Origin of the sequence: Microtetraspora glauca (genome assembly GCF_040656155.1) — a bacterium.
GTDB classification, from domain to species: domain Bacteria; phylum Actinomycetota; class Actinomycetes; order Streptosporangiales; family Streptosporangiaceae; genus Microtetraspora; species Microtetraspora glauca.
Genome location: NZ_JBFALK010000022.1, coordinates 20,805 through 42,601, shown reverse-complemented (window position 1 = coordinate 42,601; position 21,797 = coordinate 20,805). Strand labels below are relative to the sequence as shown.

The 21,797-nt window shown below is 70.2% G+C and carries 22 protein-coding genes; 11 read left to right on the top strand and 11 right to left on the bottom strand.

Annotated elements, in window-relative coordinates:
- Window positions 1-10 precede the first annotated feature (10 nt).
- Complete coding sequence (locus tag AB0I59_RS32885; RefSeq protein ID WP_358139073.1) at window positions 11-838, top strand: GNAT family N-acetyltransferase; 828 nt, start codon at window positions 11-13, stop codon at window positions 836-838.
- Window positions 839-849: 11 nt separating this feature from the next.
- On the opposite strand, the gene AB0I59_RS32880 is transcribed toward AB0I59_RS32885, so the two are convergent.
- A complete protein-coding gene (locus AB0I59_RS32880) occupies window positions 850-2,037 on the bottom strand; it encodes an MFS transporter (protein ID WP_358139070.1) in 1,188 nt (395 codons plus the stop codon).
- Between the two features lie 129 nt (window positions 2,038-2,166).
- Here AB0I59_RS32880 and AB0I59_RS32875 point away from each other — a divergent pair, with 129 nt between their 5' ends.
- Together AB0I59_RS32875 and AB0I59_RS32870 are read left to right on the top strand one after the other, a co-directional pair.
- On the top strand, window positions 2,167-2,616 hold the full coding sequence (locus AB0I59_RS32875) for a MarR family winged helix-turn-helix transcriptional regulator (RefSeq protein ID WP_061260514.1): 450 nt from the start codon (window positions 2,167-2,169) through the stop codon (window positions 2,614-2,616).
- Between the two features lie 21 nt (window positions 2,617-2,637).
- Complete coding sequence (locus AB0I59_RS32870; protein ID WP_082777529.1) at window positions 2,638-2,847, top strand: FmdB family zinc ribbon protein; 210 nt, start codon at window positions 2,638-2,640, stop codon at window positions 2,845-2,847.
- Window positions 2,848-2,853: 6 nt separating this feature from the next.
- On the opposite strand, the gene AB0I59_RS32865 is transcribed toward AB0I59_RS32870, so the two are convergent.
- From AB0I59_RS32865 to AB0I59_RS32855, 3 genes are all read right to left on the bottom strand, one after another.
- The gene (locus tag AB0I59_RS32865) at window positions 2,854-3,336 is read right to left on the bottom strand and encodes a helix-turn-helix transcriptional regulator (RefSeq protein ID WP_358139066.1); all 483 of its coding nucleotides are present in this window, start codon (window positions 3,334-3,336) and stop codon (window positions 2,854-2,856) included.
- A gap of 170 nt (window positions 3,337-3,506) precedes the next feature.
- Window positions 3,507-5,345: a dihydroxy-acid dehydratase gene (gene ilvD, locus AB0I59_RS32860; protein ID WP_061260510.1), complete on the bottom strand. Its 1,839-nt coding sequence runs from the start codon at window positions 5,343-5,345 to the stop codon at window positions 3,507-3,509.
- 66 nt (window positions 5,346-5,411) lie between these two features.
- On the bottom strand, window positions 5,412-6,116 hold the full coding sequence (locus tag AB0I59_RS32855) for a nuclease-related domain-containing protein (protein WP_358139063.1): 705 nt from the start codon (window positions 6,114-6,116) through the stop codon (window positions 5,412-5,414).
- A 259-nt stretch (window positions 6,117-6,375) separates the two neighbouring features.
- Here AB0I59_RS32855 and AB0I59_RS32850 point away from each other — a divergent pair, with 259 nt between their 5' ends.
- From AB0I59_RS32850 to AB0I59_RS32840, 3 genes are read left to right on the top strand one after another with little or no spacing between them, the layout of a single operon-like run.
- Window positions 6,376-7,797, top strand: coding sequence for an amidase (locus AB0I59_RS32850; protein ID WP_061260505.1), 1,422 nt, complete (start codon window positions 6,376-6,378; stop codon window positions 7,795-7,797).
- Between the two features lie 51 nt (window positions 7,798-7,848).
- Window positions 7,849-8,142 carry a hypothetical protein gene (locus AB0I59_RS32845; protein ID WP_061260503.1) on the top strand — a complete coding sequence of 98 codons (294 nt, stop codon included), beginning with the start codon at window positions 7,849-7,851 and terminating at the stop codon, window positions 8,140-8,142.
- A 5-nt stretch (window positions 8,143-8,147) separates the two neighbouring features.
- Complete coding sequence (locus AB0I59_RS32840; RefSeq protein ID WP_358139059.1) at window positions 8,148-8,507, top strand: TPM domain-containing protein; 360 nt, start codon at window positions 8,148-8,150, stop codon at window positions 8,505-8,507.
- Here the strand turns inward: AB0I59_RS32840 and AB0I59_RS32835 are convergent.
- The 4 genes from AB0I59_RS32835 to pepN all read right to left on the bottom strand — a co-directional run bounded on the left by AB0I59_RS32835 (window position 8,504) and on the right by pepN (window position 14,239).
- Window positions 8,504-9,478: a hypothetical protein gene (locus AB0I59_RS32835; RefSeq protein WP_358139056.1), complete on the bottom strand. Its 975-nt coding sequence runs from the start codon at window positions 9,476-9,478 to the stop codon at window positions 8,504-8,506. The genes AB0I59_RS32840 and AB0I59_RS32835 overlap by 4 nt on opposite strands.
- A gap of 25 nt (window positions 9,479-9,503) precedes the next feature.
- A complete protein-coding gene (locus AB0I59_RS32830; protein ID WP_358139053.1) occupies window positions 9,504-10,922 on the bottom strand; it encodes a DUF2207 family protein in 1,419 nt (472 codons plus the stop codon).
- A 2-nt stretch (window positions 10,923-10,924) separates the two neighbouring features.
- Window positions 10,925-11,476 (bottom strand): LemA family protein, encoded by a 552-nt coding sequence (locus AB0I59_RS32825; protein WP_061260494.1) that lies wholly within the window; start codon window positions 11,474-11,476, stop codon window positions 10,925-10,927.
- A 198-nt stretch (window positions 11,477-11,674) separates the two neighbouring features.
- A complete protein-coding gene (pepN, locus tag AB0I59_RS32820; RefSeq protein WP_358139050.1) occupies window positions 11,675-14,239 on the bottom strand; it encodes an aminopeptidase N in 2,565 nt (854 codons plus the stop codon).
- Between the two features lie 163 nt (window positions 14,240-14,402).
- Between pepN and AB0I59_RS32815 the strand changes: the two genes are divergently transcribed.
- Complete coding sequence (locus AB0I59_RS32815; protein WP_061260490.1) at window positions 14,403-15,023, top strand: mycothiol-dependent nitroreductase Rv2466c family protein; 621 nt, start codon at window positions 14,403-14,405, stop codon at window positions 15,021-15,023.
- 128 nt (window positions 15,024-15,151) lie between these two features.
- A complete protein-coding gene (locus AB0I59_RS32810; RefSeq protein ID WP_061260488.1) occupies window positions 15,152-16,558 on the top strand; it encodes an aldehyde dehydrogenase family protein in 1,407 nt (468 codons plus the stop codon).
- Here the strand turns inward: AB0I59_RS32810 and def are convergent.
- Window positions 16,555-17,043: a peptide deformylase gene (gene def / locus AB0I59_RS32805; protein WP_061260486.1), complete on the bottom strand. Its 489-nt coding sequence runs from the start codon at window positions 17,041-17,043 to the stop codon at window positions 16,555-16,557. The two genes, AB0I59_RS32810 and def, sit on opposite strands and share 4 nt — an antisense overlap.
- A 120-nt stretch (window positions 17,044-17,163) precedes the next feature.
- Here def and AB0I59_RS32800 point away from each other — a divergent pair, with 120 nt between their 5' ends.
- On the top strand, window positions 17,164-17,631 hold the full coding sequence (locus AB0I59_RS32800) for a ribose-5-phosphate isomerase (protein ID WP_061260588.1): 468 nt from the start codon (window positions 17,164-17,166) through the stop codon (window positions 17,629-17,631).
- A gap of 6 nt (window positions 17,632-17,637) precedes the next feature.
- Here AB0I59_RS32800 and AB0I59_RS32795 read toward each other — a convergent pair whose 3' ends face one another.
- Together AB0I59_RS32795 and AB0I59_RS32790 are read right to left on the bottom strand one after the other, a co-directional pair.
- A complete protein-coding gene (locus AB0I59_RS32795; protein ID WP_358139045.1) occupies window positions 17,638-17,799 on the bottom strand; it encodes a hypothetical protein in 162 nt (53 codons plus the stop codon).
- A 9-nt stretch (window positions 17,800-17,808) separates the two neighbouring features.
- Entirely contained in the window at window positions 17,809-19,056 is a 1,248-nt protein-coding gene (locus AB0I59_RS32790) for a GNAT family N-acetyltransferase (protein ID WP_061260483.1), read from the bottom strand.
- 121 nt (window positions 19,057-19,177) lie between these two features.
- On the opposite strand from AB0I59_RS32790, the gene AB0I59_RS32785 reads away from it, so the two are divergent.
- The gene (locus AB0I59_RS32785) at window positions 19,178-20,290 is read left to right on the top strand and encodes a PP2C family protein-serine/threonine phosphatase (RefSeq protein ID WP_082777528.1); all 1,113 of its coding nucleotides are present in this window, start codon (window positions 19,178-19,180) and stop codon (window positions 20,288-20,290) included.
- Between the two features lie 75 nt (window positions 20,291-20,365).
- Window positions 20,366-21,670 carry a M50 family metallopeptidase gene (locus AB0I59_RS32780; RefSeq protein ID WP_358139042.1) on the top strand — a complete coding sequence of 435 codons (1,305 nt, stop codon included), beginning with the start codon at window positions 20,366-20,368 and terminating at the stop codon, window positions 21,668-21,670.
- The last annotated feature ends 127 nt before the right edge of the window (window positions 21,671-21,797 follow it).

Genomic DNA, 21,797 nt, shown 5'->3' with positions numbered 1-21,797 from the left:
CCGGATCCGGATGATCGACGGCCCGACCTGGACGTTCACCGCCGACGCGGAGGTGTACGCGGCGGCAGCCGAGCCCTGGCTGCTCCGTGACCCGGTGCGCAACACGGTCCTGCTGACCGTGCTCCGGGGTGTGCGGAGCGGCCAGTTCTCGGAGGATCCGCTCATGGCGTGGCGCACCGAGGGCGGCTCCGTGGAGGGGGCGGTCATCCATACCGCCCCCTATCCGCTGCTGCTCGGCGTCGTGCCCCTGGACGCCCTTCCGTCGCTGGCGACCGAGCTGATCGCCCTCGGCAGATCGCTGCCGGGCGTCACCGGTCCCCTCGACCAGGCGGAGGCGTTCGCCCGAGCCTGGTGGGAGCCGGAGCGGGGCCGCCGGTCCGAGCGCCTCTACCGGCTCGGTTCCCTCGTCCCGCCCTCCGTTCCCGGAGTCGCCCGTACGGCAGTCGCCGCCGACGCGCCGCTGGCGGCTCAATGGTTCCGGGAGTTCCAGGAGGAGGCCGACGTGAACGTGGCGGCCGATCCTACTCCCGTCGTCTCCGCCAGGATCAACAGGAACGAGCTCATGTTCTGGGAGGACGGCGGCCGTCCCGTCTCGCTCGCCGGAGTCTCGGCGCCCATCGCCGGAATGTCACGCGTGGGACCGGTCTACACCCCGCCGGCGCTGCGCCGCAGGGGATACGGCGCGGCCGTGACGCACGCCGTCACCCGTAAGGCGTTGGACGAGGGGGCCACCGAGGTTCTGCTGTTCGCGGACCTGGCCAACCCACCGTCCAATTCCGTCTACCAGGCGCTGGGCTACAAGCGGGTGGCCGACTACGCCAGTCTCCGCTTCCGCTGACGGCCCGGGGCTCAGACGGGCTGGGCCTCGCGCCGTCGGATGCCGGTCACCGCCGTGGCGCGGCGGTCGAGCAGCCCGGAGATCACGGCCACGCCGAGCGCGGTCGCGGCGAGCAGGGCGCCGACCCAGTTGGGTGCCGTGTAGCCGAGCCCGGCGGCGATGACCAGCCCGCCGAGCCAGGTGGCCAGCGCGTTACCCACGTTGAAGGCGGCGATGTTCACCGCGGAGGCGAGCGTGGGCGCGCTCCTCGCGTTGTCGAGCATGCGCGTCTGGAGTGGCGCGACCGTGGCGAAGCCGAATCCGCCGAGCAGGAAGATCGTGATCATGGCGGGAATCCGTGCCTGCGACGTGAAGGTGAAGATCCCGAGGACCACGGCGAGACCCGCGAGGGTGCCGTAGAGGCTCGGCATCAGCGCCCGGTCCGCGAGCCGCCCGCCCAGCAGGTTGCCGATCACCAGTCCGGCCCCGAAGAGCACGAGCAACCAGCTCACCGCGCCCTCGGAGAACCCCGCGACCTCCGTCATCATCGGCGCGATGTAGGTGAACGAGGCGAAGACGCCACCGAAGCCGAGTACGGTGGCCGCGACCGCCAGCCACACCTGGGGATTGCGGAACGCGGCGAGCTCCGCGCCGACGCGGGCCGTCTCCGGCCGCCGGCCGCTGGGAACGAGCACCGAGATGCCGATCAGGCCGAGGACGCCGAGCGCGGTCACGACCCAGAAGGTGGCACGCCAGCCGAAGCTCTGCCCGATGAAGGTCCCCATGGGGACGCCGATGACGTTGGCCAGGGTGAGGCCGGTGAACATCAGCGCGATGGCGCTGGCGCGCCGGTCCGGCCGGATCAGGTCGGCCGCGACGACGGAGCCGACTCCGAAGAAGGCCCCGTGGGTGAGAGCCGCCACGATCCGGCCGGCCAGCATGATCCCGTACGTCGGCGCGAGCGCGGAGAGCGCGTTGCCCACGATGAAGATCGCCATCAGGGCGAGGAGCAGGTGCTTGCGCCGCATCCGGGTGCCCAGGACCGTCATCGGCAGGGCGCCCGCGGCGACGGCCAGCGCGTACCCGGAGATGAGATACCCGGCCACGGGGATCGTGACGTGGAAGTCCGCCGCGACGTCGGGCAGCACGCCCGCGATGACGAATTCCGTGGTGCCGATGCCGAACGCGCCGATGGCCAGCGCGATCAGGGCGAGTGGCATGAGGCCCTCCAGTGCCGTGCGACAAGTACAGGCGCCGACAATAATTGCATGCGCCTGATATTTGCAAACGCGGGCTATTGTCGTTGTGGGCTATATTCGGGACGGCGGCAACGGGAAGGGAGGCGCAGGATGGCGATCTCGGATGACGCCGTGGAGGCCCGCGCGCAGGGCTGGCGCGTTCTGGCGGCGCTGCACGCCCGGCTGGAAAGCCGCATCGAGCGGGCTCTGCAGGCAGGACACGGGCTGGGGGTCAGCGAGTACACCGTGCTGGACGTGCTCGCCCGGCAGGACGGCTGGCACATGCGCATGCAGCAGCTCGCGAACGCGGTGGTCCTGAGCCAGAGCGCGACGACGCGTCTGGTGTCCCGGCTCGAGGGCCAGGGGTATCTCACCCGCTATCTCTGCGACACGGATCGGCGCGGCATCTACACCGAGGTCAGCGAGGCCGGCCGGAGGCTGCTCGCCGACGCGCGCTCGACCCATGACAGGGCGCTGCGCGAGGCGCTCGACGAGGCGTCCGATCTGCCCGAGTTGCGGCCGCTGGTCCAGGCGCTGACCCGGCTCGACACCACCGCCTGATCGAGGCCGTACGCTACGGGCATGCCTCGTTATGACTATCGCTGCCGTGCCTGCGGATCGACCTTCGAACTGAACCGGCCCATGGCCGAGGCGAACGCCCCGGCGTCCTGCCCCTCCGGGCACGAGGACACGGTGAAGCTGCTCTCCACCGTCGCCGTCACCGGCGGTGCCGCCGCCCCGCGTCCCAGCGGTGGCGGCGGCGGTTGCTGCGGTGGCGGTTGCTGCGGCTGACCGGCCCTACGCCGCCTTGCGGCGCTGGAACGGGAGGTACCGCTCGGGAAGGTGCGGGCGGGAGGGGAGGTCGGTGGGCTCGACCGCGACGATGCGGTCGAACCGGAACGCCCGGATCCCACCGCGCATGCGGCACCAGCCCACGAGGTACCAGTAGTCGCGGTGCGCCAGGCAGGTGACCGGCTCGATGTCGCGCGTGGTCATCCGTCCGGCGGAGTCGTGGTACTGGATCCGGATCACCAGTCGGGCGGTGATCGCATTGGCGATCACCCGCGCGCGCCTGGCGACGTCGGTGGCGAGCGGGGTGGTCAGGGTGGTCAGGGTGGTGGCGATGACGTCGTCGTCCAGGTCGAGGTGCTGGAACGCGTGGCGCAGCCCGCGGCGGGCGGTGACGGACTGCGGGCCGGCCCCGAGGTGGGCCAGGGACAGGGCCAGTGCGGCGAGCTCTGCGGTCGTCAGGGATCCGGTGTTCCTAATGACGTTGGCCATACCAGAATTTTAGATCTCAGGACCGACATTTTTCGAACGCGTTGTCGGCAGCGACGGGAATGTACCTCCCAAGAGACCCCGTACAGCCGGTCACTGAACGCCGAAGGGGATCGAGGTGGTCGCCTCGATCCCCTTCGGATGAACGTGAGCGGTGATGACCTGACGCGGCCCTAGCGCGAGAGCTGCGAGAGATCGCGCGAGGCGCCGGTGGAGGCCGAGGTCGTCAGCGCGGCATAAGCCTGGAGCGCGGCGGACACCGGGCGCTGGCGGTCACGCGGACGGTAGCCGCCGAGATCGGCGAGCAGCTTCTCGCGACGGGCGGCGAGGTCGCTCTCGGCCACCTTCAGCTCGATGGACCGGCCGGGGATGTCGATCTCGATGAGATCGCCGTTCTCGACGAGGGCGATGACGCCGCCCTCGGCCGCCTCCGGAGAGGCGTGGCCGATGGACAGACCGGACGTGCCGCCGGAGAAACGGCCGTCGGTGATCAGCGCGCACGCCTTGCCGAGGCCCTTGCCCTTGAGGAAGCTCGTGGGGTAGAGCATCTCCTGCATGCCCGGGCCGCCCTTGGGGCCTTCGTACCGGATGACGACCACGTCACCGGCGGTGACCTTGCCGGTGAGGATGCCGTCGACGGCGTCCTCCTGCGACTCGAACACGACGGCGGGGCCGGAGAACCTCCAGATCGACTCGTCCACGCCGGCCGTCTTCACGATGCAGCCGTCCGGGGCGACGTTGCCGTACAGGACGGCGAGGCCGCCGTCCTTGGTGTAGGCGTGCTCGGCGTCGCGGATGCAGCCCTCGGACCGGTCGAGGTCGAGCGAGTCCCACCGGGCGTCCTGCGAGTACGCCTTGACGGTGCGGACGTTGCCGGGTGCGGCGTGCCAGAGCTCGATCGCGTCCTCGCGGACGTCGGGAGACGTGGGATCCCAGGCGGAGAGGTAGTCGGTGAGCGAGGAGGCGTGGATGCTGTGCACGTCGCGGTGCAGCAGCCCGGCCCGGTCGAGCTCGCCGAGGATGCCGGGGATGCCTCCGGCGCGGTGCACGTCCTCGACGTGGTACTTGGCGGTCGCGGGAGCGACCTTGCACAGGCAGGGCACCCGCAGCGAGAGCTCGTTGATCTCCTTGAGGCCGAAGTCCACACCGGCCTCGCGGGCCGCGGCGAGCAGGTGGAGGATCGTGTTGGTCGAGCCGCCCATGGCGACGTCGAGGGCCATGGCGTTCTCGAACGCGTCGCGAGTGGCGATGCTCCTCGGCAGCACCGACTCGTCGTCCTGCTCGTAGTAGCGCCGGGCGATCTCGACGACCGTTCGGCCGGCCTCCTCGAACAGGGCCTTGCGCGCCTTGTGCGTGGCCAGGGTCGTGCCGTTGCCCGGCAGGGCCAGGCCCATCGCCTCGGTGAGGCAGTTCATCGAGTTGGCGGTGAACATGCCGCTGCAGGAGCCGCAGGTCGGGCAGGCGTTCTCCTCCATCTCGAGGAGGGTCTCGTCGCTCACGCTGTCGTCGGCCGCGGCGATCATCGGGTCGATCAGGTCGAGCTTGCGGCCGGGAGTCTTGCCGGCCTCCATCGGGCCGCCGGAGACGAACACCGTCGGGATGTTGAGCCGGAAGGCGGCCAGCAACATGCCCGGGGTGATCTTGTCGCAGTTGGAGACGCAGATCAGCGCGTCCGCGCAGTGGGCGTTGACCATGTACTCGACCGCGTCGGCGATGAGCTCGCGCGAGGGCAGGGAGTACAGCATGCCGCCGTGGCCCATCGCGATGCCGTCGTCGACCGCGATCGTGTTGAACTCGCGGGGGATGGCCCCGGCCTCGCGCACCGCGGCGGCGACGACGTCGCCGACCTCGCGCAGATGGACATGGCCGGGGACGAACTGCGTGAAGCTGTTGGCCACCGCGACGATGGGCTTCCCGAAGTCACTCCCGGCTACACCGGTCGCCCGGAGCAGGGCCCGGGCACCGACCATGTTTCTGCCGTGTGTGACCGTACGAGACCTGAGGGCTGGCATGACGTCGCTCCCATCGAAGACAGTGAGTCCTCAAATGGTACGGCCGCCGCCGGGGAAACCTGACCCTCAGCTCTCCGGATAACGGGCGGGCAGGACGCGCTCCGCGGCCCGGTAGATGGATTCGATCTCCGCCGTCGTGAGGGACTTCTCCCGCTTGGTGATCCACTTGCGGACCAGGCTGCCGGAGAAGACGTCCACCTCGCGCACGTTGAGGATCCGCCACGGGATGGCCGGCCCGTAGATCGCCAGTGAGGGGACCACTTGGATCTCGCGGCCGAGGGCCTTGCCGATCAGCTCGCTGGCCTGGGACGCCTCCCAGCGCGCCTCGTCGAGACGCGGTTTCTGGTTGAACGGCCCATGGAACAGCTTGCGGTGCGACTGCACCCGAACCGGCAGCCGCTTGTCCCACTTCTCGGAGTCGACGGCGTACACACCGGTCGGGCCGATCACGAGATGGTCGATCTGCGCGTCGCTGCCGGGGACGGCGCGGGCGTGGAGCGTGCGGTAACCGCCGCGTTCCAGCCGTTTGAGCTGGGCCTCGGTGCGCCGCTCCGCCGCCGAGGGACGCCGCCACGCCGGCACGGAGGAAACGCTCCTCGCGCGGTACGCGGTGTCGGCGATGGCTGCGACGATGGCGGCGGTGAGCCCGATGCGCCAGCCGCCGAGCAGGAACCCGACGACCACACCGGCGGCGAGGGCGATCAGAGCGCGCCGCCGAAGGTGGTGGTATTGGGGCTGCCGGACGAGACTCTTCAGCGAGGCCCGCTCCACCGGGGCGTATGTGGACGCAGGAGCTTCAGGCTGCGTCGAGGGTCGCTCTGACGACTGGTCACTCACCCAGATCGGTGACGTATCGTGACCGTCTTCTGGCGCTAGGCCGGTATCCACATCACTCACGGTAGTTGAGCTCTCGGCGGGTTGCCTAGTGTTGGGTGGTTCATACTTTTGTGGCTGGCTTCATCGGATTGGCGGGCCCGACAGATGGGTATCGTCTCTAGATATCTTCGCGCCGCGGGCCTACCGTTCGGTAGTGGCCCACATTCACGATCTTACTGCGCTGGAGCAGGCGGCAGCCGTACGAACCCGGGAACTGTCGCCGGTCGAGATCACCGAGCACTATCTGGAGCGAGCCGATCGGCTGGACGGCGAGGTGGGCGCCTTCGTCACCCTCACCGCGGACCGTGCTCTGGACGAGGCGCGCAAGCAGGAGGCGCGGGTCCTGGAGTCCACCGACCCGCCCCCGTTCCTCGGCGTGCCGATCCCCATCAAGGACCTCAACCTGGTGAAGGACGTGCCGATCTTCTTCGGCTCCGCCGCCTATGAGGGCTTCACCGCGCCCGTGGACGACAGCGTCGTCGAGCGGCTGCGCGAGGCCGGCACGATCATGCTGGGCAAGACGAGCACGCCCGAGTTCGGGCTGCCGTGCTACACCGAGACCGCCGTGAGCCCGCCGGCGCGTACACCCTGGGACCTGTCGCGGTCGGCCGGCGGGTCGAGCGGGGGCGCGGCCGCCGCGGTCGCGGCGGGTCTCGCCCCGGCGGCGCAGGGCAGTGACGGCGCGGGTTCCATCCGCATCCCCGCCTCGGTGTGCGGCCTGTACGGCATCAAGCCGACCCGGGGCCGCATATCGTTCGCGCCGATCATCCCCGACCTCGCGGGCCTCTCCACCAATGGCCCCATTTCTCGAAATGTCGCCGACGCGGCGGCGTTGCTGGACGTGATGGCCCACAACAATCCCGGCGACCTGTACTGGGCTCCGCCGCCGCAGCGCGGTTCCTTCGCGGCCTACGTCGGCGCCGACCCGGGCCGCCTGAGGATCGCGAGATACGCCACCCCGGTCGTGCCCGACGCGGACGTGCACCCGGAGGTGTTGGCCGCGTACGAGAGCGCGTCGGCGGTTCTCGAGTCGCTGGGACACGAGGTGGTCGACATCGCGCCGCCGTTCGGCCCCGACGTGGTGCCCGAGTTCGTGAAGATGTGGTTCACGTTCGCCTGCATGCACCCGGTGGCCGAGGGCATGGAGTCCCGGCTGCGCCCACTCACCGCGTGGTTGCGGGAGCGCGGGTTCGCGACCCCGGCGCCGGACTTCCTCAAGGCGCAGTCCGCCCTGCAACTCGCCACCCGTTTCGCGTTGCTCGTCACCGATGAGTACGACGCCGTGCTGACGCCCACCGTCACCCGGCCGCCGGCCCCGGTGGGCTGGTTCGAGGACGTGGACACGCCGGAGGAGACCTTCGAGCGGATGAAGCGCTTCGCGCCGTTCGCCGCCCCGTACAACATCAGCGGGCAGCCGGCGGTCAACCTGCCGCTGTACTGGACGCCGGATGGCCTGCCGATCGGCGTGATGCTGGCCGGCAGGTTCGGCGACGAGGGGACGCTCATCTCGCTCTCGGCCCAGATCGAGGCGTCCGTAGGAGGTTTCTGGGGCGAGCGCCGCCCGCCGATCTGGTAACACGCCGAGGGCGGCTCGACCCGCTCTCACGTGCGGAGTTACGTTGATGAGGTGCACAGTGCGCTTCAGATCGCCGGATTCCTCATCGGGGTGTCGATGGGACTGTTCCTGCTGATCACCGTGCTGGTCCTCGCGCTCGGGCGCCCGGCCAGGAGCCGGAGCGCCTCGGACGGGGTGGTCTGGTTCGGTGGCCCCGGGAAGACCGAGCACGGCGCCGACACCTCCATCCTCGTGCTCACCGGTCGGCCGCCGCACTGGCTGCCGTCCACCGACGTCCACTGGAGGGCACTGGCCAGGGCCGCGGAGCCGCGCGCCCATACCGGTGGCGCCTCCGCGGGGTGGTGATGGCCGTGCGGGCGCTGACCTCATTGCAGAACGACGACATCCGAGCCGCGCTGAAGGCCGCCGAAGCCCGCACCGGGCTGCGCTTCGCCGTCTACATCGGGCCGGCGGAAGGTCCGAGGCGGGAGCACGCCGAACGGCTCCACGCAGCGCTGGGCGAGGTCGCCGAGCGGGCCGTGCTCATCATGGTGGACGTGAACGACCATGGCCTGGAGATCGTGACGGGAGAGCGGGCCAGGAGGTTCATCCCGGACGGCGAGTGCCGCCTCGTGGCCGTCTCCATGGTGGGCGCCTTCGGCGCGGGCGACCTCGCCGGCGGTCTCGTCACCGGCATCGCCGGCCTCGCGGAATGCGCCGCGCGGGTCTAGCGCTCTTCGAGCAGCTTCACCAGGTGGGCCGACACGTCCGCCAGCAGCGTGGCCGGCCGTACGGGCGAGGCCGCGACGGCGGAGAACAGAGCCGGCAGGCCGGGCAGGGCGAAACCGTCCTCCTCGGTGGCCCGGTGACCGACGTCGTTCTTGTCCAGCGCCGAGCGGCTGCGCTGCCACGCGTCCAGGACCTCCTCGGGGGACGGCACGCCGAACCCGTGGCCGACCGGTGCCGCATGGCGCAGCCGTACGAGCGGGGTGTCGGCGAAGGCCAGCGCCACGCGGGCACGGAGCGCGAGATCGTCCGGGTCGGGCACCCAGTCCATGGCCGTGCAGGGTGTGCGGCATCGGGCGACGCAGGTGGCGAGGGCGCCGGCGACCTGGCTGTGCTGCCGGTCGAAGTAGGCGCGCCAGCCCTGGCCGGGTTCGAGCGCCACGCGGAGCGAGCGCTCGACCGCCGACTGCTCGGATCGGGTGTGGTCGCAGTCCCGGTCACCGATCGACCCGAACCTGCTGCCCGGCGCGCGCAGCCCCTCGGGCCAGCGCACGGGGTCGCCCGCGTGACCGAGGGCGGGCTCGAAGGCGAGCAGGGGGAGGTACTCGCTGGCGATGTGGACCGCCGAGATCATGGCGCTGAGGTCACGCCGCCTCCAGCGGATCTCGATCACTTCGAGGAGCAGCGCGTACGAGGGGCGCAGCGACTCCAGGGCGCCGCGCGGCTGCTCGCGGGGCGTCTGTGGCATGTGGCAGGCCCGGGCGCGGCGGCGCAGGTCGCCGGGGACGCTGCGGGCGTCGTTCTCGTCGGCGAAGTCCTCCGCGTCCAGGGTGAGCAACCGCTGGCCGAACTCGCAGACGGAGGCCACCGCGTCGGTGACCTCACCCGGACCGAGCACCTCGGGGACCAGCGCTCCCACATCACCGAACGAATACCGCTGCGCGAGCGCGATCAACAGGTCCCTGGCCGACTTCACCGAATCACCTTCTCATGGGCCGCCGTCACTCCTGTCCGGTGTCGAAGATCCGGACCTCTCCGAGGTTCTCCGGCGCGTCGATCCGGTGCTCTCCGGTGTCGTCGTACCTGGCCGTCCCTTGCAGCCGGGAACGCTCGACGACCTCGATCGCGTCGATCCAGCCGAGCTTCCTGCCGACGCGGGCGCGCACCTTCTCTCCCTCCGAGAGGGGATGCCACATGGCGGCGCTGATCCCGTACGCCTTGACCTCGCGAGCCCGGCCGTCGTCGATCGCGCACCAGTAGGCGTACTTGGGGTCGTTGTTGCCCTTGGTGCCGGCCTGGAACCGGCGGAGCCGGACGATCTGGCCCTGGATCTCGGCCTTCCCGGTAAGGTCCATGATCGCGTAGACCAGGGGTACACCCGCCACGACGGCGCCGACGGCGAGGAACCCGGGCTGGACGAGCGCGTCCGGCCACAGGTCGAGGGCGGACAGGACCAGCAGCACGATCCAGGTCCAGAACCCGGCGAAGAAGCCCGCGACCAGAGCGTAGAACAACATCGGCAGCGGCTCCCTCGCCCACAGCAGGCGCCGGGGGTAGCGGACGTCCACCACGTGCCACATGCCCCCGTAGTCGGACCAGGCGCGCCTGTCGTCCGCAGGAACGCTGACCGGGAGACTGGTCACGGCACGCGGCGCGAGGCCGAGCGCCGCGGCGTAGGCGAGGTGCCTGCCCCAGATCGTGACCGATGCGGCGGGCTGCTCGGAGAACCTTCCGGTGCCGGCCAGATGCTCGCGCACGCCCAGCCACTGTCCCGCGGCCTCGGCGCCGCGCCGCGTCCCGCGCTCGCCGTTGAGCCGGCCCATCAGCGCCACGAGCGCGCCGAAGGCCAGGATGCCCGCGCCCAGCCCGCCGTCGTGCTCCTTGTCGCTCACCGTCACGGCGACGGCGATCGCCACAGCGGGTACGGCCGCCGCCGCGGTCAGCAGCACGGCCTGCGCCCTGCTCCACCGGGATCGGGACAGGCCCTCGGCCCTGGCCTCCGCGATGACCTTCTTGCGGAAGCTCTTCCGCCACCGGCCGAGGTTCCGCGAGCCCTCGGCGAGCGCGCCGGTCGCCACCACGCCGTCGACGGCGAGTGATCGGACGTGGTCGTAGACGAGCTTCTCGTACGGCCTCAGGTCGCCGGGGTCGCGGCGGAGCCGTACGAGGGAGAGTTCGGGGCCGATCTCCTCGATCCGTACGGCGCCCCTGGCGGCGAGGTCGAGCAGCGTGGCCGAGGTGGCCTCGTCGCACAACCGCCAGTCGCCCGTGATCAGGTCGACGACGGCGGGGGAGTGCGCGGCGAGCTCGGCGGTCGGCGGGACCGGCACGACGTCGGGGTTGCGGGTGGCGACGGCCAGCGCCGCCAGGAGCAGCAGCCAGAGCGCGACGGCCGCCGCTGCGGCCAGCCAGGGGAGCATGGCTAGAACCGCACCTGGACGGAGCCGCGCTCATCGCCGGGGGCCTGGAAGTACTCGCGGGCGGCGAATCCGGTCATGCCCGCGACGATGTTGGCCGGGACCGTCTGGATCGCGTTGTTGTAGGTGAGGACCGCGTCGTTGTAGTACTGCCGGGAGTAGGCGATGCGGTTCTCGGTGTCCGACAGCTCCTCCTGGAGCTCGGAGAAGTTCCGGCTGGCCTTGAGGTCGGGGTAGGCCTCGGCGAGCGCGAACAGGCTCTTCAACGCGCCGGAGAGCGCGTTCTCGGCCGCCGCCTGCTCACGGGGTGTCTGGGCGCCGACCGCCTGCGAACGCGCCGCGACCACGGCTTCGAGCGCCTGCCGCTCGTGCGAGGCGTATCCCTTGACGGTCTCGACGAGGTTGGGGATCAGGTCGTGGCGGCGCTTGAGCTGCACGTCGACCTGAGCCCACGCGTTGTCGACCGCGCCGCGTTTCCTGACCAGGCCGTTGTAGAGGGAGATCGCGGCGAGCACGAGCAGCACGGCCACGACGGCGACGACGATGAGCGTGATCACGGAGGGCCTCCTGGGGGGTCGGGCACACGGTAGACGCGGCTCGCCGCGCTGTAAACGGCTCGACTTCGCAATGTCACCCCCGGCGGCTTGCACCGCGCTTGCGCCGGGCTTTCACCCACCCGCCCGCGGCACGCACGCGAAAGGCCCCGGCGGTGAGGCCGGGGCCTTTCTACGTCGAACCGGCAGGCGGATCCGCGATCAGGCGGAGGCGTCCTTCGCGCGGGCGCGCAGCGCCCGGCTGATGCCGTCCGCACCTTCGAGGACCAGCCGGCGCAGGGCGTGCGGCGGCTGGTCCGCGGAGATGTAGTCCTGGGTCCGCGCCACGGTCTCCGGTCGGATCAGCATGGCCGGGTAGCAGCCGATCACGAAGTTCTGGGCGCTGTCGGACGTCCAGGACTTCCAGATGCGGCCGACCTCGTCGAAGTACTTCTCGCCGTACGGCTCGAGCAGTTCGACGTGGGCCGGGTCCATGAAGCCCGCGATCGTGGACCGCAGCACGGCGCCGCTCAGGGTGCCGCCGGTGATGGCCGACCAGGTCTCGGCCTTGGCCTCCGGCGTCGGGATCGCCGCCCGGCACATCGCGGCCGAGCGCTCGCCCTTGGCCGTGGCGTCCCGCTGGAGCTCGGCGTCGATGTCCGCGGCGTCGAGCACGCCGCCCGAGACCAGGGAGTGCGTCAGGGTCCAGCGCAGGTCGGCGTCGACCGCGAGCCCCTCGGGGGTGGCGGTGCCGTCCAGGATGCCCTTGACGAACGCCAGGTCCTCGGTGGAGGTGGCCACCGAGGTGAACGCGGTGACGTAGGCGAGCTGGTGGTCCGAACCGGGTGCCGCCGAGGCGATCAGGCCGCGCAGGGCCGTGGCCAGCTCGGTGAGGCCCTCCTCGATCCACGCGGGGTCGGCGTACTGCTGCACGGCGAGGCGGGCCTGGCGCAGCACGGCCTGCACGACCGTGATGTCCTTCACCGAGTCGATCCCGGAGACGACCAGCTTGACGTAGTCGCGGGTGGCCATCTCGGCGTCGCGGGTCATGTCCCACGCGGCCGACCAGCACAGCGCGCGGGGCAGCGAGTCGGTGAACGCGGTGATGCCGCCGTTGATGAGGGTCTCGAGCGACCGCTCGTCGAGCCGGATCTTGGCGTAGGTCAGGTCGTCGTCGTTGACGAGGACCAGGTCGGGACGGACCTCGCCGACCAGCTCGGGGACGGCCGTGCGGGCGCCGACCACGTCGAGCTCGACCCGGTTGGTGCGGGTGAGCACGCCGTCGGCCATCGAGAAGAGGCCGATCGCGACCCGGTGCGAGCGGAGCGTGGGGTGCTCCTGCGGAGCCTCCTGCAGCACGTCGAAAGTGAGGAACCGGCCCTCGTCGTCGGTCGTGAAGGACGGGCGCAGCGTGTTGACCCAGGAGGTCTCCAGCCACTCCTTCGACCAGGAGGACAGGTCGCGGCCGGAGGTGCGCTCCAGGGCCGAGAGCAGGTCCTGCAGGGAGGTGTTGCGCCAGGCGTGCTCGTTGAAGTAGTCGCGGACCCCGGAGAGGAAGTTGTCCAGGCCGACGTAGGCGACGAGCTGCTTGAGCACCGAGGCGCCCTTGGCGTACGTGATGCCGTCGAAGTTGACCTCGACGGCCTGCATGTCCGGGATGTCGGCGGCGATCGGGTGCGTCGAGGGGAGCTGGTCCTGCCGGTAGGCCCAGGCCTTCTCGACGTTGGCGAAGGTGGTCCACGCGCCCTGGCCCCAGCGGGTGGCCTCGGCCTGGCACAGGACCGACATGTAGGTGGCGAACGACTCGTTCAGCCAGAGGTCGTCCCACCAGCGCATGGTGACCAGGTCGCCGAACCACATGTGGGCCATCTCGTGCAGGATCGTCTCGGCACGGCGCTCCACCATGGCGTCGGTCACCCGCGAGCGGAAGACGTAGTCCTCGAGGAAGGTCACGGCGCCCGCGTTCTCCATCGCGCCCGCGTTGAACTCCGGCACGAAGAGCTGGTCGTACTTCCCGAAGGGGTAGCGGACGTCGAAGACCCGGTGGAAGAAGTCGAAGCCCTGCTTGGTGACCTCGAAGATGTTGTCGGCGTCGAGGTACTGGGCCAGGGACTGGCGTACGTAGATGCCGAGCGGGATGCCGTCGTGGTCGTCACGGACCACGGCGTACGGGCCGGCGATCAGAGCCGTGATGTAGGTGGACATGACCGGCGTGGGCGGGAAGTGCCACCGCCGGGACGCCTGCAGCACGCCGTGACGGCCCTCGTGCGCCTCCAGTTCCTCGACGGAGTCGGGCGCGCCGTTGGACACGACCTCCCAGTCCGCGGGGGCGAGCACGGTCAGCTCGAAGGTGGCCTTCAGGTCGGGCTGGTCGAAGCAGGCGTACATCCGGTGGGCGTCCGCCGTCTCGAACTGGCTGTGCAGGTAGACCTTCTGGTCCACCGGGTCGACGAACCGGTGGAGGCCCTCGCCGGTGCGCATGTAGGACGCGTCGGCGTCGACGCGCAGCTCGTTGTGCTCCGCCAGTCCCGGCAGCGGGAGACGGCCCTTCTCCTCGTCGTAGGTGCTCACGTCGAGTGCCACGCCGTTCAGCTTGGCCGACCTGACGTGCGCGCCGTGCAGGTCGATGAACGTGTCCGCCCCGGGCCGGTTCGAGGTGAAGTGGACCGTCGTGATGCTCTCGAACCGGTCCTCGCCCTCTGTCAGGTCGAGCTCGACCGCGTAGGACTGGACGGTCAGCAGCCGGGCGCGCTCCCGGGCCTCGTCACGGGTCAGATTGCCTGCCACATCCGCTCCTCATCACACGTCCCGCCGCGCCTTCGCGGGGGGATGACCTGATCCTGCCATGCCATGACGACGAAAATCGCCTTCAATTCGCCCGCTGGAATAGCCAGATCCGGTTTCCGGTTACGGACCGATGCAACCACATTGCCCAGTGAGAGGCTCGTTCATGTCTGACAGGAAGATCGTCGACTTCTGGTTCGATCCCTTCTGCCCGTGGGCCTGGATGACGTCTCGCTGGATGATCGAGGTGGAGAAGCTGCGCCCGGTGGAGACGCGCTGGCGCATCATGAGCCTTGCCGTGCTCAACGAGGACAAGGACATCCCGCAGGAGTACCGGGAGAAGCTCAGCAGGGCGATGGAGCCGGTGCGGGTGCTCGCCGCGGCCGCGGAGAAGTACGGTGACGAGGTTCTCGGCGCCCTGTACACCGAGCTCGGGACCCGGTTCCACAACGAGGGCAGGCGCAAGCGGCCGGAGACGTGGACGGACACCTTCGCGGAGTCGCTCACGGCCGCGGGGCTGGACCCCGAGCTCGCCGGGGCCACGGAGTCCGGGGAGTTCGACGACGCGATCCGCGCCTCCCACAACGAGGGCATCGAGCTGGTCGGCCAGGAGGTCGGCACGCCGATCATCGCCGTCGACGGTGTGGCGTTCTTCGGTCCGGTCGTCTCGCCCATCCCGCGGGGAGAGGACGCGGCCCGGCTGTGGGACGGCGTCCTGCTCGTGGCGGGCACGGACGGCTTCTTCGAGCTCAAGCGGTCCCGTACGCGCGACCCGATCTTCACCTGACCTCATATTTCGGGGTAATGCGGATTCTGATGTCCTTGTCAGGCTCTGTTGTGCTTTCGCGTTAGCCTGGACGCCGCGCCGGGGGCGCACCCTCACTACCTGACTGTTCTCGCGCAAGGATGAGGTTCATGCGTCAGCTGTACGTGAACGGAGCCTGGGTTTCGTCCACCTCGGGTGAGGGGGTCGATGTGATCAACCCCGCCACCGAGGAGATCGTCGACCGCGTCCCCGCCGGTTCACCGGCCGACGTCGAACCGGCGGTGGCCGCGGCCCGTGCCGCCTTCCCCGCCTGGTCCCGTACGCCCCCCGCCGAACGGGGCAAGATCCTCGCGGCGGCCGCCGGGCTGCTGAGGGAACGGGCCGACCAGGTGGCCACGACGATCGCCACCGACATGGGCGCGCCGTACCCGATCGCGTTGCGTGTGCAGACGCTGATGCCCGCCGGCGTGCTCGCGACCTACGCCCAGCTTGCCGAGGAGTACGACTTCGATCGGTCGAGGATCGGCAACTCTCTGATCGTCAAGGAGCCCGCCGGGGTCGTGGGCGCGATCACGCCCTGGAACTATCCGCTGCACCAGGTGATCTGCAAGGTCGCCCCGGCGCTGGCGGCCGGATGCACGGTCGTGCTGAAGCCGAGCGAGGTGGCCCCGCTCGCGGCGTACGCGCTGGCCGACGTCTTCCACGAGGTCGGCCTGCCGCCTGGCGTCTTCAACATGGTGAGCGGGCACGGACCTGTCGTCGGCGAGGCGCTCGTCACCCACCCGGACGTCGACATGGTCTCCTTCACGGGCTCGACCAGGGCCGGCCGGCACGTCGCGGCGCTGGCCGCCGAGACGGTCAAGCGGGTCGCGCTCGAACTCGGCGGCAAGTCGGCGAACATCATCCTCCCCGACGCCGACCTGGAGGCCGCGGTCAAGGTCGGCGTGGCCAACGCCTTCCTCAACTCGGGCCAGACCTGCTCGGCCTGGACCCGGATGCTCGTCCACTGGGACCAGTACGACGAGGCGGTGCGGCTCGCGGTCGAGGCCGCGCGCACGTACACGGTGGGCGACCCCTTCGCGGAGGAGACCCGCCTCGGGCCGCTCGTGTCCGCCGCCCAGCGCGACCGGGTGATCCGCTACATCAACAGAGGCCAGGAAGAGGGGGCCCGCCTCGTGCTCGGCGGCACCGACGCGCCCCTCGAACGCGGTTACTACGTCGAGCCCACGATCTTCGCGGGGGTGGCGCCCGGCATGACCATCGAGCAGGAGGAGATCTTCGGGCCTGTCCTGGCGATCGTTCCCTTCGACTCGGAGGACGAGGCCGTCCAGATCGCCAACGGCACGCCGTACGGGCTGGCCGGGGCCGTGTGGGCGGGCACCGAGGAACGCGCGCTCGGTGTGGCGCGCAGGCTGAGGACCGGCCAGGTGGCCGTCAACGGGGGCAGGTTCAACCCGCTCGCGCCGTTCGGCGGGTACAAGCAGTCGGGGATCGGGCGCGAGATGGGCGAACTCGGCCTCGAGGAGTACCTGGAGACGAAGGCGATCCAGCTCTAGGGGGTCTGCAGGAGGATCTTCCTGCGGTCGTCCTTGGGCAGCCTGTCCACGTAGAGCAGGCCGTTGAGGTGGTCGAACTCGTGCTGGAAGCAGCGGGCCAGCATGCCGCGGGCCTTGACGGTCACGGGCCGGCCGAGCCGGTCGAGTCCGCGCAGGGTGACACCGGCGGCCCTGGCGGTCGGCGCGTACAGCGGCTTGCCGGTCTCCCTGCCGGGAACGGACAGGCACCCCTCCTCCTCGACGACCTCCTCGGGGTCGTCGATCGTGAGCTCGGGGTTCACCACATGGCCCTTGCGGTTGCTGATGTCGTAGACGAAGAGCCGCTTGCCGACGCCGATCTGGGGGCCGGCGAGGCCCACGCCGTCGGCCATGTACATCACCGAGAACATCTCGTCGATGAGGCGGCGCAGCTCTCGGTCGAAGTCGGTGACCGGCTCGGCCGGGGTGCGCAGGACGGGGTCGCCCACATAACGGATCTCGCGCATGACTCTCCTGGTCTGTCGGCCTCCGCGTCGTCCCGGTAAGGAGTCACGGGGGTGATCGGTTGTTACTTTAGTGGAGGCCCCTGAGTCATGTCTCCGGCGAGCACCTGCGAGACTGAGGGGGTGCGTGTCTACATCGGTGCCGACCATGCCGGCTACGAGCTCAAGAACCACCTTGTCTCCTGGTTGAAGGAGCAGAACCACGAGGTGGTCGACTGCGGTCCGTTCGTCTACGACGCCGAGGACGACTATCCGGCGTTCGTGCTGCGCGCCGCCCAGGGGGTGGCGGGCGATCCGGGCAGCCTCGGCGTGGTGCTCGGCGGCTCGGGCAACGGCGAGCAGATCGCGGCCAACAAGGTCCGCGGCATCCGCGCGGCCCTCGCCTGGAACGACGACACCGCGAAGCTGGCCCGCGAGCACAACGACGCCAATGTGATCAGCCTGGGCGGCCGGATGCACCCCGTGGAGGACGCGGTGCGCTTCGTCGAGATCTTCCTCTCCACGCCCTTCACGGGCGCGGAGCGGCACGCCCGCAGGATCGCCCAGCTGTCCGACTATGAGACGACGGGCGAGTTGCCGCCGCTGCCGTAGCCGGCGTTACTCTCCCGGCCGTTCCTTGCCGCGACGCACCTCGCGCCGCGGCATCTCGTCGCGCAGGAGGCGCCGCTCGGCGGCCTCCTGCTGTTCATCCGTGGGACGGGACACGTCCCGTGCCCGCATCGCGATGACCGCCGTGATCTGCAAGCTCTGCAGCGCCATGCGGCAAGCCTAGAAGATGAGACTGCCCCATGGGCGAGGCTCCCACGACATGGCGGTGGACAGCTCGCGCAGCGCGCCCTCGCTGTGCTCGGTGACCAGCCCCGCGGCCCCCACGGCGAGAAGCGGCCGTCCGCCCAGGTAGGCGGCGCCGAGCGCGGCGACGGGCACGGTCAGGTCGGCGGGGTCGCCGGTCCGTTCGCAGGACGCCTTGCCGGTGACCGGCCCCGGGCTCGCGACCAGCCGGTAACGACCCGCGTTCCACGGGCACAGCCGGTCCTCGACCTCGATCACGACGTCCACGGGCGCGGCGTAGGCGCGCCCGGCGAGCGCCCGGCCGACGTCCACGAGCCGGATCCAGAGGTCGTCCAGCCAGCCCGCGTTCAACTGCCGGGGCTCGGCCAGGAGATGCATGAGCGGATCGTCCACCGGACGGCCCCACGCGTGCAGCCGGACGCACAGGTCCCGGTCCAGCACACTGCGCCACACCAGCGCGTACGCCGCCGGATCGGTGGCGAACAGATCGTTCACCAGGACCTCGCCGTCGGGGACGTTGTGGTCGGTCCATCCGCCCTTGACGCGGAAGAGGGCGTAGCCGCGCGGCCCGGAGTCGTCCTCGACGATCAGGCAGCGCAGCGGGCCCGCGCCCCTGCGCTGGAACTCCTCGTCGCCGAGGACGTCGAGACGCCAGCGCGCGTCGGACCTCGCGTAGAGGCCCGGCCGGGTCGTCCGTACCGCCTCGAAGACCCGCTCCACGTCGGCGCGGGCGGCCTCGGCGGGTACGGCGAGGCGCACACGGAGGGAGGGGTCCACCGGCGCGTCGCGTACGAACGCCGAGCGGTGCGTCGGGATGTGGAAGAAGAGGTTGTCGGCGGCCCTGCCGTACCCGAAGCGGCCGTAGATGGCCGCCTCGGAGGCGTAGAGGGCGGCGACGGACTCGCCGCGCTCGTGCACGTCGTTCAGCTGGCGGGTCATCAGCGAGGTCAGGATCCCCCTGCGGCGGTGCGAGGGCAGCACCGCGACCGCCGTGACCCCGGCGACCGGCACGGGACCGCCGGGCACCGTCATCGTGAGGCTGGCCACGGCGGTGGCGCCGACGATCAGGTCTCCGTCGAAGGCGGCCAGCGAGCGCTCCAGCTCGAGGAACTCCCGAAACCGATCATGCTGGTCGGGAGACAGGGGGGAGTTGAAGGACTCCCGATCGACTGTGGCGAATGCCGGCCATTCGGACTCTGTGATGGGACGAATCTGGACAGTCACCCGCTCACAGTAGGAGCGTGTAAAGGGTGAGGGCCAGCGAATATCCCTCCGTGCTTAGTGATCTAGGCATTGGTCAAGTGGCTGCCCTCATCGCCGACGGGCGGATACAGTCGAGGTCATCATGAGTTCCCGTCGGGCGCCGCTCATCCCTCCACGGCTCCGTGCGTTGCTGGTGCGTGTGCCGCTTCTGGTGCCGCTTGTCCGCGTTCTAAGGAAGAGTTCGTCGAAGGATCGCCACCGCCTGATCATCCTCGTCGTCGCCACGCTGCTCATAGGCGTTCTCGACGTCGAGGTCTCCGCGCACTGGTTCTCGCCCGCCCTGCTGGTGCCCGTGATGCTCGTCGGCGGTCTCCAGCTCCGGCTGCGTAGCCTGGGCGTCCTGCTCTGCGCGGTCGTCGCCTCCCTCGCCTACATGGCGGTGGCCGGGGGCGTCATGCAGCTCGGGCCGGGGACGCTCATCACCGCCGGCTTCACCGCGGTGCTCGCCTGGATCATGGCACGTACCCGCGGCAAGCTCGGCGTCCAGGGCCTGCGCGGCGACGCGATGCTGCTGGAACTCCGTGACCGGCTCAAGCGGCAGAGCGAGTTGCCCCACCTCCCCAAGCACTGGGGCGGCAAGGTCGTGCTCAAGCAGGCCGGGGGCTCGTCCTTCGGCGGTGACTTCGTGGTGTCCGTACGGCAGGGCGACCGGGTGGAGGTGGCGGTCGTCGACGTCTCGGGCAAAGGCGTGGACGCCGGGACCCGCGCGCTGATGCTCTCCGGCACCTTCGGAGGGCTGCTCGGCTCCGTCGACGACTTCCTGCACGCGTGCAACACCTACCTGCACCGGCAGCGCGGCGACGAGGGGTTCGTCACCGCCGCCCACCTGAGCCTCGACTTGTCCACGGGGGAGTACGTCATCACCTCCGCGGGCCACCCGCCCGTGGTCAAGTTCGACGCGGGAACGGGCACCTGGCACGTCGCCACGGCCAAGGGTGTGGTGCTCGGCGTGGTGCCCGACCTCCATTGCGAGCCTGACAGCGGGGTGCTGCGCAAGGGCGACGCGCTCATGCTCTACACCGACGGGCTGATCGAGCAGCCGGGTCGCGACATCGACGCCGGCCTCGACCGCCTGCTCGGCGAGGCCGAACGGCTGCTGCCCACCGGATACCGCGAAGGCGCCCGGCAACTCGTCAACTCCATGTCGGCTGGGCATAACGACGACTGTGCCCTCGTCCTGATCTGGCGCCCCTGACGGCGGGGACGGTGGGCTACCCTCAAAAAGGCAACGCAGGGAAAGAAACCTTCTCCTCCACGGGGGTACGCGCTGATGAACTGGCTATTCTTAGCCGGATTCCTTGTCCTCTTCGGAGGGCTTCTCCTCTCCATCGCGTTGCACGAGATCGGGCATCTCGTTCCCGCCAAGATCTTCGGCGTCCGCGTCACGCAGTACATGGTCGGCTTCGGCCCCACGATGTGGTCCCGCAGGCGCGGCGAGACCGAATACGGCGTGAAGTGGCTCCCCTTCGGCGGATACATCCGCATGATCGGCATGTTGCCGCCCCGGCCGAACGACGACCCGACCAAGCTGCGCAGCGTCTCGACCGGGCCGTGGCAGGGTCTCATCGAGAACGCCAGGGCCGTCGCCTCGGAGGAGATCCGCCCCGGCGACGAGTACCGCGTCTTCTACCGCAAGCCCTGGTGGCAGAAGGTCATCATCATGTTCGGCGGCCCGGCGATGAACTTCGTCCTGGCCTTCGCGCTCTTCGCGATCGTCTTCATGGGCTTCGGCGTCCAGGTGTCCAAGCCGGTCGTGTCCACGGTGTCCCAGTGCGTGGTCCCGGCCACCCAGACCGAGCAGCGCGAATGCCGTCCCAGCGACCCGGTGACCCCGGCGGCCAAGGCCGGGCTGCTTCCCGGTGACCGCATCACGTCCGTCAGCGGCACGCGGGTGAGCACCTGGGAGGCGGCCACCGCGCTGATCCGCGCGCACGGCGCCGGCCGTACCGACCTGGGCGTGGTCCGGGGCGGGAAGGAGATCACGGTCGGCGTCGACCTGATCGCGCAGGACCGCCCGTCTGTCGACGACCCGAGCAAGATCGAGAAGAACGTCGGCTTCCTCGGCGTCGCTCCGACCATGGTGATCGAGAAGCAGGGGCCGGGCTTCGTCGTCACCCAGATGTGGGACTTCACCCAGCGCACCGCCGTCGCCATGGTCAACATCCCGAAGAAGATGGTGGGTGTCTGGCAGGCGGCATTCTCCGGGGAGAAGCGCGACCCGAACGGGCCGGTCGGCATCGTCGGCGCGGGCCGGTTCGGCGGCGAGATCGCCGCGTCGTCGGCGCCGCTGGAAAACAAGATCATCATTTTCATCAACCTGCTCGCCGGGCTGAACCTCGCGGTCGGCATGTTCAACCTCATCCCGCTGCTCCCGCTCGACGGCGGCCACATCGCCGGCGGTCTCTGGGAGGGGATCAAGCGCGGCTTCGCGCGGATCAGCCGCCGGCCCATGCCGGGGTACGTGGACGTCGCCAAGGCACTGCCGCTCACGTACGCCATGGCCGCCCTGCTGCTGGTCATGGGCGGGCTGCTGGTCTACGCCGACCTGGTCAACCCCATCCGCCTGTCCGGCTGACCGGTCGACTCGCCGCCCTCACGCCCGGCCCGGCGTGAGGCGCGGTCGAGCGGCGTTATGACGCGACCACCCGGCCACCCGTCACTCACTCCCGCTCGGGACGCACCGCCGTTACCTATAAGGTCGA